Source organism: Methylacidiphilum infernorum V4 (genome assembly GCF_000019665.1).
In the GTDB taxonomy this organism is placed as follows: Bacteria; Verrucomicrobiota; Verrucomicrobiia; order Methylacidiphilales; family Methylacidiphilaceae; genus Methylacidiphilum; species Methylacidiphilum infernorum.
Map to the genome: position 1 here is coordinate 524,739 of NC_010794.1, position 16,617 is coordinate 541,355.

At 45.3% G+C, this 16,617-nt stretch carries 10 protein-coding genes; 3 read left to right on the forward strand and 7 right to left on the reverse strand.

The features are described 5' to 3' along the window. Positions 1 to 29 precede the first annotated feature (29 nt). The 3 genes from MINF_RS02410 to MINF_RS02420 all read left to right on the forward strand — a co-directional run bounded on the left by MINF_RS02410 (position 30) and on the right by MINF_RS02420 (position 5,650). On the forward strand, positions 30 to 854 hold the full coding sequence (locus MINF_RS02410; RefSeq protein WP_012462878.1) for a TylF/MycF/NovP-related O-methyltransferase: 825 nt from the start codon (positions 30 to 32) through the stop codon (positions 852 to 854). Between the two features lie 404 nt (positions 855 to 1,258). Then, complete coding sequence (locus MINF_RS02415) at positions 1,259 to 1,975, forward strand: hypothetical protein (RefSeq protein WP_048810063.1); 717 nt, start codon at positions 1,259 to 1,261, stop codon at positions 1,973 to 1,975. Positions 1,976 to 1,987: 12 nt separating this feature from the next. Then, positions 1,988 to 5,650: an FtsK/SpoIIIE domain-containing protein gene (locus MINF_RS02420; protein WP_012462882.1), complete on the forward strand. Its 3,663-nt coding sequence runs from the start codon at positions 1,988 to 1,990 to the stop codon at positions 5,648 to 5,650. 205 nt (positions 5,651 to 5,855) lie between these two features. Here MINF_RS02420 and MINF_RS02425 read toward each other — a convergent pair whose 3' ends face one another. From MINF_RS02425 to MINF_RS02455, 7 genes are all read right to left on the reverse strand, one after another. Next, on the reverse strand, positions 5,856 to 6,599 hold the full coding sequence (locus tag MINF_RS02425; RefSeq protein WP_012462883.1) for a class I SAM-dependent methyltransferase: 744 nt from the start codon (positions 6,597 to 6,599) through the stop codon (positions 5,856 to 5,858). A 192-nt stretch (positions 6,600 to 6,791) separates the two neighbouring features. Then, positions 6,792 to 7,508: an FkbM family methyltransferase gene (locus tag MINF_RS02430; RefSeq protein WP_012462884.1), complete on the reverse strand. Its 717-nt coding sequence runs from the start codon at positions 7,506 to 7,508 to the stop codon at positions 6,792 to 6,794. Continuing rightward, the gene (locus tag MINF_RS02435; protein WP_012462885.1) at positions 7,505 to 8,365 is read right to left on the reverse strand and encodes a glycosyltransferase family 2 protein; all 861 of its coding nucleotides are present in this window, start codon (positions 8,363 to 8,365) and stop codon (positions 7,505 to 7,507) included. The genes MINF_RS02430 and MINF_RS02435 overlap by 4 nt, the downstream gene beginning before the upstream one ends. Before the next feature lie 21 nt (positions 8,366 to 8,386). After that, positions 8,387 to 12,472 (reverse strand): sugar-binding protein, encoded by a 4,086-nt coding sequence (locus MINF_RS02440; RefSeq protein WP_012462886.1) that lies wholly within the window; start codon positions 12,470 to 12,472, stop codon positions 8,387 to 8,389. Further along, positions 12,469 to 13,578, reverse strand: a complete 1,110-nt coding sequence (locus MINF_RS02445) for a WD40/YVTN/BNR-like repeat-containing protein (RefSeq protein WP_148205096.1) — start codon at positions 13,576 to 13,578, stop codon at positions 12,469 to 12,471. Before MINF_RS02445 ends, MINF_RS02440 begins: the two co-directional genes overlap by 4 nt. Next, positions 13,556 to 14,908 (reverse strand): hypothetical protein, encoded by a 1,353-nt coding sequence (locus MINF_RS02450; protein ID WP_012462888.1) that lies wholly within the window; start codon positions 14,906 to 14,908, stop codon positions 13,556 to 13,558. Before MINF_RS02450 ends, MINF_RS02445 begins: the two co-directional genes overlap by 23 nt. Positions 14,909 to 14,953: 45 nt before the next feature. Beyond that, positions 14,954 to 16,138, reverse strand: coding sequence for a glycosyltransferase (locus tag MINF_RS02455; protein WP_012462889.1), 1,185 nt, complete (start codon positions 16,136 to 16,138; stop codon positions 14,954 to 14,956). Positions 16,139 to 16,617: the final 479 nt, after the last annotated feature.

The window sequence follows — 16,617 nt, forward strand, 5'->3', positions numbered from 1 at the left end:
GATATAGCAATAAAAGTGAGTATATATCCATGAACAATAATACTGATACATGTTTAAGAGAATTATATATCGAACTTCTTAAAAACAGTCTTACATTTCGATTATATCCTGAACAGCTTGGAATCTTAAATTTTCTGCGAATTCCTCCTTGGATCGGTTGGGCACTTCGATTCTTTGTAAAACAGTTAGACAAGAGGGATCTTGTTTTGGCTCGACGTAAAACGGAAAGAGACGTGGAAGAGGGGAATTTTTGGCCGCTCTATGCTCAGACCATGGTTGGATTAAAGAGGTTGCGGAATGTTCAGGAATGTATCGAGGATGTTCTTGAAAATGGCATTGAAGGAGATTTTTTGGAAGCGGGCGTTTGGCGTGGGGGCTGTGCGATTTTCATGAAAGGAATGCTCGTGGCGTGGGGAGATACAAAAAGAAAAGTCTTTGTTGCCGATTCCTTTTCAGGTTTTCCTTCTCATAAGCCTTCTATTTTTTCATCCGAATCGGGGTTTGATAAATCATCCTATATTGCCGTTTCGGAAGAAGAAGTTCGGGATAATTTCCGGCGTTACGGCCTTTTGGACGATCGTGTGATCTTTATCAAGGGGTATTTTGAAGAAACCCTTATCCATGCCCCTGTTGAAAAGCTGGACATTCTTCGCATTGATGCCGACCTGTATAGTGCTTATAAGGCAGCGTTGAATGCTCTCTATGATAAGCTAAGTATAGGCGGGTATTGCATAATTGATGATTATGTCATGGAGGGTTGTAGGGCTGCCGTTGATGAATACCGCAAGGAAAAGGGAATCCTTGCTCCATTACGGCAAATTGATTGGACCGGAGTTTATTGGAAAAAAGAATAAGAGTTGAATCTAAATTTTCTACGATATTAAGCCTTTTTTTTCTTTTTCTGGGTAGGTTGACAACAATCAAAATATGAAATTCATGGTCCTTGTTTGCTGGCCTTGGAGTATCAAAAAAGCCGATTGACCGGTTACCACGGCAAGAGGAGGTGGGGGGTGAGCGTTTTTGGGTCACTTCATGAGCTTTCCCAATCCCCGGTATCGGGCAAATGGCTCGACCAAGTTTGTCGGCTACGGGGAAATCCCGGGGCTTAAATCCCTTGCCGTGGAAAAAGGAAAATCAAGCTAAGATCTTTTTAAGAAACCTTTCCTTTTTACTGGAGCCCTTAGCCCGTTCCTTGCTTAAAATTTCTTGACCAAAATAAAAAAAATTATAAAAATTACGGAAAGAAAGGGGTAGGCGTGTGCCATCCGTAAAAAAGGCCCCAGAACAGGTTGTTTCATCCTTAAAAGAAAAAATCCTTGGGTTTCTCTCCAAAGTTAAAGAAAAGGGTTCTCCTCAAAGCAATCTTCCTTCGCGGCGCAATCCCCATTTCCAAAAAGCCCTGGAAGAGCTCGTGTTATCCGGCAAGATCCTCTCTATCGACGATAGGTATTACCACCGGGCTTTCGCTCCTTCCTTCGAGAAGACCGAGTCGGTCCTCCTCTCTTACTTCGAAGATTGGATGGAAGAAAACCGAACCCTGCCCGACTATAAGCTCGTTTCGGAATCGAAACTAAAGAAGGAGTTGGCCCATGTCCAGGCCTACCTGGAAGACGTTATCGAGGAGCTGGTCGGTAAAGGAAAACTCCTCAAGCTTAAGGCCGGAAAGACCCGCTATTACTTTCCCCTTTTTGTTTTCCAACAAGACCGGGCAAGCCGACTTTTTGATCCCGCTCAAGTTTTAAAGGCATACAAGCAGTTAGTCAAAGAAAAGGGGTTTATCGACGTTTCCCTGTGTGCACTCCGCCAAAGGGCCGGCGTGGAAAGAGGGCCTTTACAGGAATGGATTTTAAAACAGGTCAAGGAAGGGAAAGCCCACCTATCCCGGGGGGATCTGAGCGTGGCCTCGGAAGAGGAAAAAGCTGAAGCTGTGGAAATCATGGGGAAAAAATACCTCCTGGTGAGGCTGGAAGAATAGAAGGAGAGAAAAATGGAAGAAGAAACATGGGTAGAAGAATTGTTTGGGATAGATACGGTAGATGATCCGCGCCGGGATAGCGACCAGCCTATCCTGGGGTTAAATCAAAAGGCCCTGGATTTCTTGCTTTCAAAGATTGAAGGCTGTAGCCAAGGACGGTGTCCGAACAAAGCCCTTTTTTTGTCTTCCCCGGCTGCCGGCTACGGGAAGACTTTCTTGATCGGCCAGCTCATCAGGAAAAACAGGGGAAAGGCCAATATCATCTACATCCAGCCCTTTGAAGAGACGAACCGGAGTTGGGAATTTCTCTTTAACCGGATGCTTCTGGAACTCCGGCAGGAGGAATGGATCGGCAATGAAAGATCTTCCTTGGAGATGGCGAAGAGGATTACCCAGATCGACGTCTTTATTCACCGGGTCCTTGGCAACCTCCTGGCCGATGTGATCAAGCAGGGCCTGGTCGATCCCAGCGAGTTGATCAAGGAAGGCCTTCTCCATGGCCTTACCCACCCCAGGGAAGTAGAAGGAACGCTCAGGAAAGGTATTTCAAGCCATTTCGATTTTGCCGATCCCAAGGAAAAGTGGCAATCGTGGATGAAGAGGAATTTTAAAAGCGGGATCGCCTCCTGCTGTGAGCATGCCCTATATGAGCGAAGGATCTTTCTCAGCGATTCCCTGATTCATTTGGCCCTCTTGTGGGTTTTCTTTCTTTACGAAGCCTACAGGAAGGAAAGATCTTCCGAGGAGTGGTCCTTGTGCTGGAAATGGCTTAAGTATGGGTTCTTGGATGACAAGGAAGAATATGAAAAAATCGGGATCGGTTCCCTGTTTCATAGGGAAGTCCAGGAAATCAACCAGGAGGTAATGAAAAATAGGATTTTTGATTTTTGCAAGCTGGCCGTTTTTGCCAGGCCCTTTGTCTTTTGCTTTGACCAGACCGAAATTTACCGCTCCAACCCCGATTTAGCCAATAGGTTTGGATTGATCGTTTCGACCCTCGTGGATCAATGCCCAAACCAGCTCACGCTTGTGACCGCCAACCTTCCCGTCTGGGAGAAAAGTATTCTTCCTCACCTTGAAGAGGCCCATCGGGACCGCTTCCTTTATCCTCCGGTCCAAGAACTCCAGCTTGACCCCATAAACAAAAACCAGGCGATGATTTTAGTCGAGCAAAGAATGGACAAGAAAGGGGTAGAAGAACCGATCCGGACAAGGGCAAGGGAAGCGGTTTGCCGGGTCTTTGAGAAAAAGAAGTCGATGGGGGTAAGGGAGTTTTTACAAGAACTAAGGCAAGAACTAAAGAAGAACCCCCCCTCCTCGATCTCCATAGAAAAGTTGTTTAACGAGTACAAATCGAAGCTTGCTACCGATCCGAAAAACCTTGAGTTTTATCCTGAAAACCTGAGCCGGGTAGTCGAAAAGTTTTTCGAGCAGATCCCCTCGGGAAGGATCGATAGGGAACCCAAGTCCAAGTATTTTTCCTTTTCTTGGAGCAGAGACCGGCTCCAAATGCAGTTCTACTTTGGCTTTGTAGAAAGCTCCTCCTACCAGGTCTGGAAAGCCATAGCCAAAAAAACGACCGAGCTTAAGACAAGCTACAAGGGAAGTTTTTTGACAAGCCTCTTTTTCCGGACTCCAAAGCTGGATCACATTCCCAAGGAAAAGTGGACGAAAGTCAGGGAAGCGGTAGAAGAAGCCCAAAATAGTTCTGCTCTCCTCGTCGTTTCCCTGGATCAAGACTGGACCCTCAGCTTTTATGCTTTAAACCAGCTCCTCTTGGAATCTGCTTCTGAGGACATTCCTTATCCGCTAGCCGAGATCCAAAGCTTCCTCAAGGATAAGCTCAGCCCTTTTTTTGAATCGCTCCATCCCATGATCAAGATCGCGGTGACTGGGGATCAGGCTCCTCCTCCTCCTCCTCCTCTTCCTCCCGAATTTACTCCTCCTCCTAAGGAAATGAGCGTCACGGAGCTTGTGGACCAACTCCTAGGCCAAGAAAGGGGAGAAAAACGGTCAAACATGGACCTGGGAGAGCTTTTTCACCAGCTAGTCAAAGATTTCTCCGAAAAACTAAAAGAAAATCCACAAGCTGAGGCACGAGTGCTTTTCAACCGGATCATCCAAGGCCATAAAGAAAAGATCCGTTTTCTTTCACCAGGCCAGAAAGATTTTCTGAGAAAGGCCCTGGATTCCTTTCTTGTGGAAAGCGTCTTAGAAAAGAAAAGATCGGGATGGACGCTTGAAGGGCTTTTTTGGCAGGTCGAGCAGGGTTTTGAAGCCTTTTACCCTGGTGATCAAGCTTCCCAAAGGATCAAGATTAAGGGGAGCGTGGACAGGTTAAGCAAGGATCGGCTTGGGCGAATTGAACTTGTCGATTACAAGATTCTCCAGGGAGAGACTGGTCCACATACCGAGCGCTACCTTTTGCAGCTTTCTCTCTACAGTTGGCTCTTGGATCGCCACAGCCTTAAGCCTGATCTTGCCCGGCTGGAATATTTTTCTCCCGGTTACCGCTCCGATCTCTTTTCCAAAGAAAAGCTCAAGGAAATTTTCGATAGTAAGATAAAGCCTTTCTTGGACCGGCTTATTTCGGTTTCTCCGGGATTCGAAGAATCAAAGAAAAAAGACGAGCCGGTTCCACCGGAATTCGAAGAAAAGAAGGAAAGATTAAAGCTTTTCTTTGAAAAGAACAAGATCAAGGCAGCCATGGCAAAAATAAAAGTAGCGCCCCAGTTCGGTCGGTTTCTTCTTTCCTTGGATCTCACGACGAGGAGCGGTGAAATCATAAGGCGGAGGGGAGACATCGCCATCTACCTAGGGTATAAGAAAGAAGAAATCACTATTACGGAGGGAAGAGAATACTTGGAGCTCGATTGTCCTCGGGACAAGGTCGAACAGGTGAGTTGGACCGATGCTCGCCGGTACATGGCAAATCAACCCGGCGAACTTTGTTTTCCGATCGGGAAAACCCTCGATACAGAAGAAGAGTGGCTTACGGGAGATTTTTCTCAGTCCCAATATCCTCACATCCTTGCCGGCGGGACGACGGGTAGCGGCAAGAGCCAATTTCTCAAGGTGTTGATCGCTCATTTCCTCTTAAAGAGGCCAAAAGTCGAGCTTTTCGTTGCGGATTTTAAAGGACAAGATTTCGTTTTTAAAGAAACAAATCCTTCCCCGCTTAGGATTGTCCATGATCGGGAACAGACTCTTTCATTCCTCGATCAAATGGTCCAAGAAATGGATAGCCGTTTTAAAACGGGGAAAGATTCCCCTAAATGGATCATTATTTTTGACGAGTATTCTGACATGCTTGATGGAGCGAATCCAGGGCAAAGAAAGGAGCTTGAAAACCTCATCCGACGCCTTGCTCAAAAAGGGAGGGCGGCTGGAATCCACCTCGTGATCGCCACCCAATATCCCAAAAAAGATGTAGTTTCAACCCTGATCAAGACCAATCTTCCCGGAAGAATATGTTTAGCGGTGCCTGACGGGAAGGCTTCGGAGGTGATCCTCGATAAGAGGGGAGCCGAAAACCTACGTGGAGCGGGCGATCTCTTGTGCAACCTCGATCCGAAGGGTTCCGCGCGGTTGATCCGCGCCCAAGCTCCGTTCATCAGCCAGCAAGAGTGGGAAGAGGTGGGAAAAGAAGCGGCGAAAAGAAAAAACAGGGCTTGAACGGTTATGTTTTGTAAGAATTACTAGGAGTGGAAGATAATCGAGTTTAGAGTTTTAAAGATATTTTTATCACGTATGGAAAATCCTCAATAAAAATATTCAGGCGGATTTATCTTCCAGTCTGAATATCGAGTTTTAGGTTCTTTTTTTAATAATCCTGGCTTATTGCCTGGGAAAAATCGACTCTATTTCTTCGTATACTTTATCAAGATGTTTTTTTTACAAAGAAACAGATTATGGCCGAAAATTTTTTTGGCATAACTTTGTGGAGGAAAAAGAAGAGGCGATAAATAATTTCACTTCCAAAGAAATAGGCTGGTTCTGCATTGTCATAAAAATAGTAAAGTTCACAGTCGTGAAAGTACTTTTTGATTTGGGATAGGCTATTTAACCTGTAATAGGTAGGAAAAATATCTTTAATCTTTCGGTGAGGCTGGACGTATCGTAAAATTTGATGATGAAACCTATTGGGAATGATACTGGAAATCAATCGAATATACCCCCATCCGTTAGGAGTTCTTACGCAGAGAAATCCACCTGGTTTAAGAACTCTTACCAGTTCACAGCTAACAAGACTTGGATTTTCAATATGTTCAAATGTCATGTCACTGACAATTAAATCAAACATTCCATTTGAAAAGGGAAGTTTCTTATTATTTTCTAGAAGGACTTGCCTGTCTGAACAAGGATGATTTAAGACGACCGGATCGATGTCGCATGCGGTAACCGTTGTTTTGCCATTAATACGTAAGTCACGAATCCACTTTCGATAGACAGAAACCTCTTCATTATAAAAAGAACCACTGCCTGCCCCAAAATCCAAGATTTCCCTTGCCTCGATTTTGAGCATTATTGCCCTGACGAAAGAGTAAAACTTGATCGTTCCGTCTAGTGCCGTAAAATGGTCAATGTTCTTTTCAGGATGAAAGTTATAAAGAAAGTTTTTCATGAATTTTAAAGTGGTAATTTTGTTTAGTTATTCTAGGCATGATCATCCATTCTAAATTGCTGAGTTTTAAACTTGAAATCATATTCGAATAAGTTGGGGTGAATGGATAAGGATCTAAAGAGGACCATTTATACATGAGATGTTTTGTTCAATTTGTAATTCTGGCAAAACCTTAAATAACCAAGGAAGATTTCATTTCGAAAAAAAGAAGTCTCCTTGGACCGGTTTTCCCCTTTTGTCGTAAAACAGGTTGTAAATGCCTTTTAACCGGAATTGGCGGGAAAATAAAAAGGCGATGATCTCATCCGCAAGGGCTTGCCCATGGTAAAGTTCACAAAAAGAGGATTCAACGTAGATGTAATCGAAAAGATCTAACAACTCTTCCGATCCCTTTAAAACTTCAAGTTCAAAACCCTGGACGTCGATCTTCAACAAGGCGGGTTTTTTTATGGATTCAGCCGTTATCCACAAGCTTAAGGGGCCGATTTCCACTTCTTTCGATTCCTTGTGCCCCGTGCCGGGGAAAAGCCGGAGTTGGTTTTCCCCGATCGGCAAGAACGATGAAGAATCGTCTTTATAAGAAATGTGGATCGTTCTTAATTCCCTTGTTTTTCCGATCCCGGACTGGATGAGCTGAACTAAAGGATCATCTTTAAAGACTTTCTTAAAAATGGCAGCCGGAACGGGCAAGGGTTCAAAAGCATAGATCGCAGCCTTGGGAAAAAGATGCCTTGCCGCTAGAGAAAACTGCCCTCTATTGGCTCCAATATCGATGACGGTAAGACAGTTTAGATCTCTTAATACAGGCTCATGCTCTGTACCTGCAAAGACCCCACAGCACAGCCCTTTCCAAGAATTTTTGTTGATCACGTTCTTGTAAAACTTTGTTAGTTTTTCAAAAAGATTCATTGCAAGGATCGGTTCTTCTTTTGAGTGGTCTTTTCATATATCTTTGCATCGATAAGGAACCTAAACCAGAAAGTTTGAAGGGTAAAAAAAATGAGCCCCTCGATCCCATCCAGGAACCCCCTTTTTATGACGTAGCGATAAAAAAACAGCAAGTAAGGCCGAATAAAAAGAGGGAGCTTCAAGTAGGCTTCTTTAAACCATCTTTTCCTTTCCATGCTGTTGCCAAAAAGCTTTCCTTTGATCACCCGGGGAGAAGTTCCGCTTTTTGATTTTAAATTTTCCAGGTACTCCTCGGCTTCCAAGTTCGACCAGCGGTTATGCTTGAGGATAAACTCGCTTAGGTCAGTGCAAATGTTGTCCAGGATGTAACCCTCTATTTTGATCGTTTTTCCCTCGACCATGAAATGCTGGTCATACTTTTTTTCTTCGCATTTTCCACAACCGGATCGAAATAACCTCAAGTGCCAGATCGGGGTCATCCCCCCGTGCAGGATTTTTCTATTTAAAAACACCACAAGCCGTTGGATCATGATCCCGTTAATTCCGACTAAGTCGTTTTCATCCAGTTTTTTTATGTTTTCAATTAACTCCTCCGATAACCACTCCTCGGAATCCACGTGGAGCTGCCAATCGTATGCGGTCTTTAGGTTTGTTATCGCCCAGTTTCTTTGCTTGGCGTAGTTTTCGAATTCATGTTGAACGACCTTGACTTTATAAGACTTTAAAATCTCGACCGTCTCATCGCTGCTAAAGGAATCCACGGCGTGGATGTCGTCGGAGAGTCGGGTTAAACTTGTAAGCGTTTTATGGAGGCTTTTTGCCGAATTGTAGGTTAAGAGGATCACCGAGACGTTCATGAGAGAAGAAAAGATAGAATATTATTGGGTCTCGATGTAAAACTTTCCCCAAGCGGAAGGTTTGATTGAAGCTTCAATCGAGAGGTCGCTCACCATTCCCGTTTCCTTGTTTGACCAAAACATCCGCAATATGTCGTTAAGCCCGTTTTTGTCCGAGTAGATGACCCCGAAATCCCCCCGGTAAGTTTTTCCGGGCTTGGGATAAAAGTTTAATGCCTTAAGGGGAATGGAGGCATAAAGAGAATAGGAACGGGGATGCCTTTCGACAACGATCTTCACATCATTGATGGGAATAACTTGATCGACGTATGTCGTCCCGATGGGGGAAGAAAAGCCGACCGGGTTTTTTGTTCCTTCTTCCTTGTAACGATAGAGAACCGCGATAAATTTCTCGTGGAAGACTGAAAAAAGAAGCCTGATGTCGCCTTGGACAACCTCTTCGGTATTTCCTGCTTCTTCGCCTGACCTTATTTCAAAGATCAAGGCATCCCCGGTTTTGAAAAGCTTGGTGGGGTCTAATCCCTTGTTTAGCAGGGGACTGTCGTCGGCAACTTCTTTCCAACCGATGTAAAGGTAATCTTTATCGAACGTCCAGCTTGCTTGGGCGTGGTGATCTTGATCAAAAGAAAAAGAAGCGATCGAGTTGGGATTACCCCAATCAAATAGCCCGCTTGAAGGATTGCCCCAAGCGGGTTCTTTCAAGGGATAGATGTTGAGAGAAAGGGGCTTTTGATTTCCCTTGGACTGGTCGTTTGCGCTCCGGTCTTCTCCCCGGCCGACTCGAATGGGAGACAAGACCATTTTTTTTACCGACTCAAGGCCTTCTACCTTGGCCACGATGGCGCATTCCCGACCGTCCCCGACGGAACCGATCAGGTAGTAACCCCCATCCTCCGGGTTTTTAAAAAACTCTCCCCCAAAACTTTCTCCGCCAGCCGTGGTATTGTCTAGGAGCATGCCTCGGTAAGGAACTTGCGGGAGGACGTCGGGAGCACTCCGGCAATCTTTGAATAAACTTCCGACGAAAAGGCCGTCGGTGGTGAACAAGTACCTTTCACCCAGGTTTCCCGCCAGGCAGAATATTTCCCCGATCCCGTTTTCTCCTTCCGCGGAACCGAGCACGTAAAGGGGACCGATCAGCCTTCCGGGTGAAGATTGGGCAGCGTAGTGGCTTCCGTGAACCCCGGGCCAAGGATCGGGATATTGCCACAAGAGTTTGCCTTCCGAAGAAAAAAACAGGAGTGGATCGGCTATAACGAGGATATTTCCCTTGGAATCGCACCACCCTTGGGGAGGATCCCCACTCCTCTTGATTGAACAGCTAAAAATTTTTTTTCTTTTGTTGAGGAAATACAAGGGAGAGCCCACTTCGTTAAATCCATAACAAGGAAATGCCCAACAGCTCAGATCCCCTTTTTGATTCAAGGCAAGCCAGTAGAGACCAAGATCCCGGTCAACGATGGGCATCCACCATGCCCCACTAAAAAGGGGTTCTTCAAAGCTTTCCGGAAAAAGAACAATCTCCTCTTCCTGGACCAGTCCATCTCCATTGCGATCGATCCACAAAAAAGAGTTATTGAGTTGATAGCCTTTTTGGCTCGATTCAAATTGGAATAGGTTCCAGATTTGTCCTCTGCCGTAATAGTTCCCGATTTGGGTATGGCTCCATCCATCTCCGAGGAATAGAGAGGGAAAACTTTTCTTAGCCCATTCTAAAGCTGAACCCTCCAGGAATAAATTTTTTTCGATGAGCTGAGGAAGTCGGCTGTTCCCGAACAAAAAGTAACGCACCGTTCCCATGGCCGCCTTGGGCTTGGCGGTGTAGGAAGGAGTAAGTTCAGAAATACAGGCGTAATTTTGCGTTCCGCTGATGAGCCATTTTTTGGAATGGCTGATCATTATTCTTTGGGACATCTGCTCTCCAGACACTCCTCTGGCTAAAGGACCAAATAGGGCATTGGATTTGAGCTCTCTATGCAAAACACTATTGACCCTCCATAACCCTTTTTTCCAATCCAGTTCTATTCCGTTACCCATGAGGATGCCAAAGTTTGGATTGGTCGGATCGATCATGCAGCCTTCACTGCCGTAATAGGTCGATCCGCAGAACTCCTTCACGAGCTTCCCTTCCTTGTTCCAGATGCTGATCCTTCTTGGAGCATCGTCCCATTCAGCAACCCACAGCCGACCGAAAGGATCGCAACCGATGCCCCAGGGTAAAAACATCTTTTCCGGATCGTATCGTCCCGAAGCGTTTCTTCCCCCCTCTTTCCCAATAGATCCCAAAAACTTCCCTTCCCTTGAAAATACCTTGACTTGCATCGCCTTGCCCCATTCGCTCACGTAAAGGTTGCCTTCTTCATCTAGGGCAAGACCCACAGGGGCTGAAAGCCCGGACTCAACGACGGGGATTAACCCTTGTTTGTTGTCTTCCTTGTAAATTTTTTTATCGCCCAGGATAAAAAGTTCTCCCTTTTTATTGACCGCCAACCCCGTAGGCTTTTTAACGGGAATTTCCCGGACAAATCGGCCTTCTTCGTCAACGACGAGGATCTTGTCTTCGTAGTAAAGAGAACAATAAAGAAAGTGAAGGGAAGAGGCAAAACCCATCACTTCTCTTTGGGCCCAGCTTGCATCCAGGCTCCCCTCCTCGTAGGCTTTTTCTAGCCGATCTCTTGGTGGAGGAGGAACTTGGGCATTAAATCGGCCGATCAGTTTATAGGGGCTATTGCCAGAGAACAAAACAGGTGATCCCTCTTGGGCATTAAAGCGGTATAGCCTGACTTCTCCAGGGGGGACTCCGTAACTGGACAGACAGCCTTCTTCGACCATGTAGAGATAAGGACCTAGTCGAGCAAGCATTCCCCCGTTAATTCTTCCAATTCCCCACTGTTTTTTCCCCTCGAGATCGAGGGCCATGAGGGCACACGCCCCTTCGGCCGTTGCCGCGGCCACGTAAACGAAGCGGTCGTCGACCGTTAGAGCGAAAGGATTTTCGTGGTTGGAAAGCCATCCCCCTTTTCCATCAGGGGTAAGCCACTGGGGGTTTCCTGGGTTTCCAAACGCGAATTGGTAAGAGAGATGAAAGGGACGGTGGCATAGACCGCGGACGGAGTAGGTTCCTGGAGGAACCTCGTTGCCCTGGTCGTCCTTGCCGTCCCAAAAATCGGTGTTTTTTCCTTTTTTTCTAGGCACATCGGCAATGAGGTTTCTTATTCTTTTACCCGAGCCGTCTTCAATGACCAAGCTGATGTGTTGATCCTCCTCTAGCGTATAATGGATAGCGTATTGACCCTGGGTGGAGAAAGGAAGAGAAGGGGAAGGAGGTTGAGAAAAAAAGGGAGGGTTTTTTTGAGCAGCAGGCAAAGAATCGACAAGTTCAAGCTTACCCCAGGCTTCGGGGTTGTCCCAGAAAAATTCTCTCTTGGGATTTCCCGGGTTGATGAGATCTGCAAAACGGTGTTCGGGCCAATCTTTACCGTTTTTTCTCCCCCAAAAAAATTCCAACCCACACCTTAACTTTTCGTGAAGATAAGGCTTTTGTTTTTGCAAGAAACTCCAGGGGATAGCCACTTCTTCCGTGTAAGCTTCCCCGCTAGGATCCTTTTTAAAAGCGATTTTTACCCCCAGTTTTTTCCCATCCTGGATGTCCTCGTAGGGGGGAGTGCTTGGATTCCATAAGCCAACATGGATACTGATCCAAGGCAGGGACTTGGGAGTATAATACCAGGTGGTAAAATGGAGAATTTGACTAGGGGTTTTAAGTCTAACCTGGACCGCATCCCCTTTCCAACCTCCCTGGGGATCAAAAACGGGATCGACTTGGTTTTCCAAGGGGGTTTTGTCTTTAAATCGAAAAGCAAGGTAAAGGTAGTTTTCATCGTACATCGCCATGGATTGAACCGAGTGGGTATCCTTGAGAGTGGACAAATCGTAACAGCTCAGGATGGCACCAGAATAATTCCATTCTTCCAAGTTGCCGTCTATAATGACCTTTCTTGGGCAATGAAGAGCCAGGAGATTCGTATTCGCCGTTTGTTGGGAAAAAAGAAGTCGCGAAGCAAAAACAAAGTGTAAAAAGAATAGCAGGCAATGCAAGATTCTCATGGGTTGGAGGGAAGGTTTTCTTTTTCTAAGTTCAAGATGGCAACCAGGTCATTAGGAGTCCCGGGGACGAACCCGACCGCCCAAAACCTTTTTAATCCCAATCCCAAAAGCCGATTAAACTGCTTTGCCCCGGAAAGAGCAAGCTTCCAGCTTTTGCCTCCATCTTCGGTCCTGAACAAGGCCTCGGATAATTTGGCGTAATTGCCGTTATCTACAGCGGCAAACCCCCTTCCTTCCTCGTCAAACCAAAGGGCCGTAACCGCCTTTTGGGTAGGAAGCGCGTAAAGTTGCCAACTTTCTGCTCCATCTGATGTAGCAAGGATTTTCCCCTGGTCAAACCCGATCCAACCCATCCAGCTTGAAGAAAAAAAAAGGGACCTGGGGTAAGGAAGGCCTTCGGGAAGAGAAATTTCCTTCCAACTCCTTCCGCTGTCCTTGCTCTGGAGGAGGTAAGGCTTTTGTTGCTTATGGCCTAATGCGTAAATCGTAAAACCCTTTTCTTGTTTTACGTCTCCCGGAATTGAGACTTGGAGAGAGCCAAAAAGACTGTGGAGGAATTGCCAGGTCTTGCCATGGTCCAAACTCATTAGGGAAGGGAAATCGTTACACAAAACGAATCTTACGGGCCCTTTACAGATGAGCCCTCCAAAGCCTTTAACTTGGCCAGCTAAAATTTCTTCCCAGCTTTTACCGTCGTCCTTGGAATACCAAAGCCTTCCCTTGGCTTCACCGTGAAACCCTTCTAGGAGCCATATTTCTTCTTTGCCCGTGAGTTGGACGTGATACCACCCCCCCTTTGACTTTATCGTTTCCCAGTGGTAACCTCCATCAACCGATTTGAAGACACCTCCGAACCCACAACTCCAACAGATCCGTTCATCCCAGCAATCGATGTCCCAAAGGTGGGTGTGAGGATTGCCCAAGCCAAAACCTCCGCCCGTTCCTCCCGTGTCGGTCAAGTCAAAAGGAAGCACTTGTGGGTTTGAAGGGGATAAGAAGGGAGAGGGGGCAACGGGGTATCCCTGCCAAGAGCCTTGGGAAAGGCCAAATCCAGAGGAAAAAACAAAGAAAAGAAGGAATAGGCTAGGTTTTGAAAGCTTGTTCATAGGTAGCCTTGCGGCCGAAGCTTAGGAACCGGATGAAGTAATAAGTATCTATCAAAAATAAAAAAAACGCATCGAGGGCAAAGAGAGAGAAAGCGGTGGTAGGTTTGCATAGGCATAGAATGATGAACTTTCCTATAAATAGCCAGGAACTCAACAACCTGTGACCGGAATACCTCCATGAGACCAAGAAGTTGTCAACAAAGGCATAAATAGAGACCAAGAAGTTACACAAAAGAAATATTTGGAAAGTCTGGAGGTCGTGAAAAGCATAATGGGAGGAAAATTTTTCACCAACGAGGTACGCCCCCAAAAGGAAGAAGACGAATAGAAGGGATAAGAGAAAACTATAGGAGAGAAAACGCTTAGCCTTTGTATACCTTTCTTTTTCATCCTCGGTGAGGATTAACTTTCTCGAGAGGTAGCCGCTGAGGGGTCCCACAGCAAGCATGGTAAGCTGATTGACCCTTTGGAAAAGACTGTAGAGGGCAACGGTGGAAGATCCACCAAAAAAAGCCCCGGCAAAGGTGCCTACGGTATGGGAGGAGGAAAGTAAAACGTTAGCTTGAATGGCGGGCCACATGAATCGGCTTATTTCCCTTTTCCTTTTCTTTTGTTCTGTTTCGTCGAGGGGCAAATACTGGAGCTTTTTCTTTTTAAGACGAAGGAAAAAGCCGGAGAGACTCCATCCTGAAAAAAAAGAGAGAAGATCAACAGAAAGGAGCACGCTTAGGGATGTCTTACTTCCCTGGAAGAGGAAAATCAGAAGGACGAGGAAAAGTCTTAAGGCAGGGCTAAAAGCCTGGACGAAACCGTAGCTTTTAAAGTCCCCTAAAGCATATAAGAAAGCAGAGCAAAAACCTATGCGATTTTGAAGCAGCCCGCAGGAAAAAAAGAGGGTAATAACTTCCCAGGATAGTTCCTTGCCAAAGGAGCCGTATATGTGAAAGAGAAAAAGAAAGATCCCAAGAAAGAGGGAAAGTGGAATACCGACTTTTAAAGATAAGCGCATTCCCTCCTTGTAGTAGAACTCAAACAGGCTTTTATTGTTCTTTTCCTGGCTGGATAAGGTTTGAAGAGCAAAAGCGATTCCCCCGTCTGTCCATGCATTAGCCAAAATGCTTATAGCTTGCCCAACAGCATACAAGGCAAAGGTTTTTTGATCGATGAAGGCGGCGAGCAAGAAAAAGACGATCCCGTTGGAGAGGGAGGTCAACGAGGCTGCGCCCCACAGGGGAAAAAGATGCTTGATGTGTCTTTTAACTAGTGAAGAAAAATGATGAAAGCCAGGGAAGATTTTGGAAAAAGGGAAAAGGGCAGGGGTAGCTTTCACAATGGATTTGTAGCTTGGATCTTATTGCCTTGTAAATTAAGAATTTTAAGATACTCCTCTTTGGTCTTCCATGATCTTCTGAAATTCTTTTTCGAGTTCCCGTGTCGTGGCTTCCAGGGAATACCGAGCTTCAACGAGTATCCTGCCCCTTCTTCCCATCTCCAAGGCAAGTTGTGGATCTTTGAGGAGCTTAACGCAAGCCCGGGCGATCTCGTCAACACGGCAAGGAACCACAAGACCGGCTCCCGCTTCCTTCACTTCTCTCCAGATATTGACCTTGTCTGAAATGACCACGGCTCGTTCCATGGCCATGGCTTCGACAACGGCTATTCCAAAGTTCTCCGTGTATGAAGGCAAAACGAAGAGATCGGCAAGGGAAAGGATAGCCCTTTTTTTTTCCCCGAGGAGCATGCCTGTAAAGATCGCCTTATCTTCTATTTTATACTCTTTTAACCATCCCCTGACTTTTTCCCCGTAACCTTCGTTATCGGGACCGGCAAGGACCAACCAAAGATCGGGAATTTCTTTCAGCACTTGGGAAAAGGCGGGAACCAAGAGATCAAGACCCTTCTTGAAGTTGATCCGGCCAAAGAAAAGAAGCACTTTTTTCCCCTGAAATTCAGGGAAGAGCTTTTCCGCAATTTTGCGATTGGGAATGTAGTCTTTTAACCGGATGCCAAGGGGAATGATGATGGCTTTTGTCCTTAAGTTCAAGGGTCTAACAAGATCCCTTTCTTCTTGGGTAGTAAAGTGAATCGCTGCAGCGTTATTTAAATTTTTAAGTTCGATGAGCCTTTCGTAGATGGTTTTTATCCACCGGTTTTTTTTGTACAAGTAAGGATCAAGCGATCCGTGAGGGCGGATGACGTAAGGAATTTTGTTTTTTCTTGAGTAAAAAGAACCGATCGTGGGAGGAAAACGGTAAAGGGAATAGATGTAGACGATGTCAAACTGGCGGATATTTTTTTTTAGAGCATGGGCAAGTAAAAGGGAAAAGTAAAAGTAACGGGTAAGAAAAAATTTACTCCAGGTAATTGGAAAGATATGGATGCGGATGCCTTTATTTTGAAAATTGGATATAAACGCAAGATCGTTTGTTTGGAGGTCTTCGGTCGTATAAATTTCCACGGAATGGCCCCTATCCTGCAAACCTTCAGCCGTTTCAAGGCAGGCTTTGGGAGGACCTCCATGACGCAAGGAAAGGCTGGATATAACGAGCAAGATCTTCATCTCGTTGAGGGCAAGGCTCTGAAATAGATGGAGTCAAAGGGAAAAAAAATTAAAAGACTAACCACAGGAAAGGCTCTAAATTTTAAAATTTATGAAGAAATCAGGTGTATGTATTGTAATATCTCAGTTCCCTTCGATGAGAAAAAAAAGATGTTAGATAGGCATGCTCTTGAAACAAAATAAAGTTTATCAAATGAAAGTGTATGATCAATCTATTGAAATAAATTATCCAATCAATGAAATTGCAGTGGGATTCCTGCAAAAGATCATCGATAACCAGGTTATTTAAGGGGCTCATAATCTCTACCTATCGAGTTTAGCTCATGTAGTCCGGGTATAATTAAGCTTGTTTTGATTTTATTTTTAATCCTTTCTTAAAAAAGAAGGAATGTGAAAATGGAAAAGACACCAAGCTTAAATCATTATACTACATTATGTAAGGCTTTTTAAAATAAGAACAAATAACCATAATATTCCTA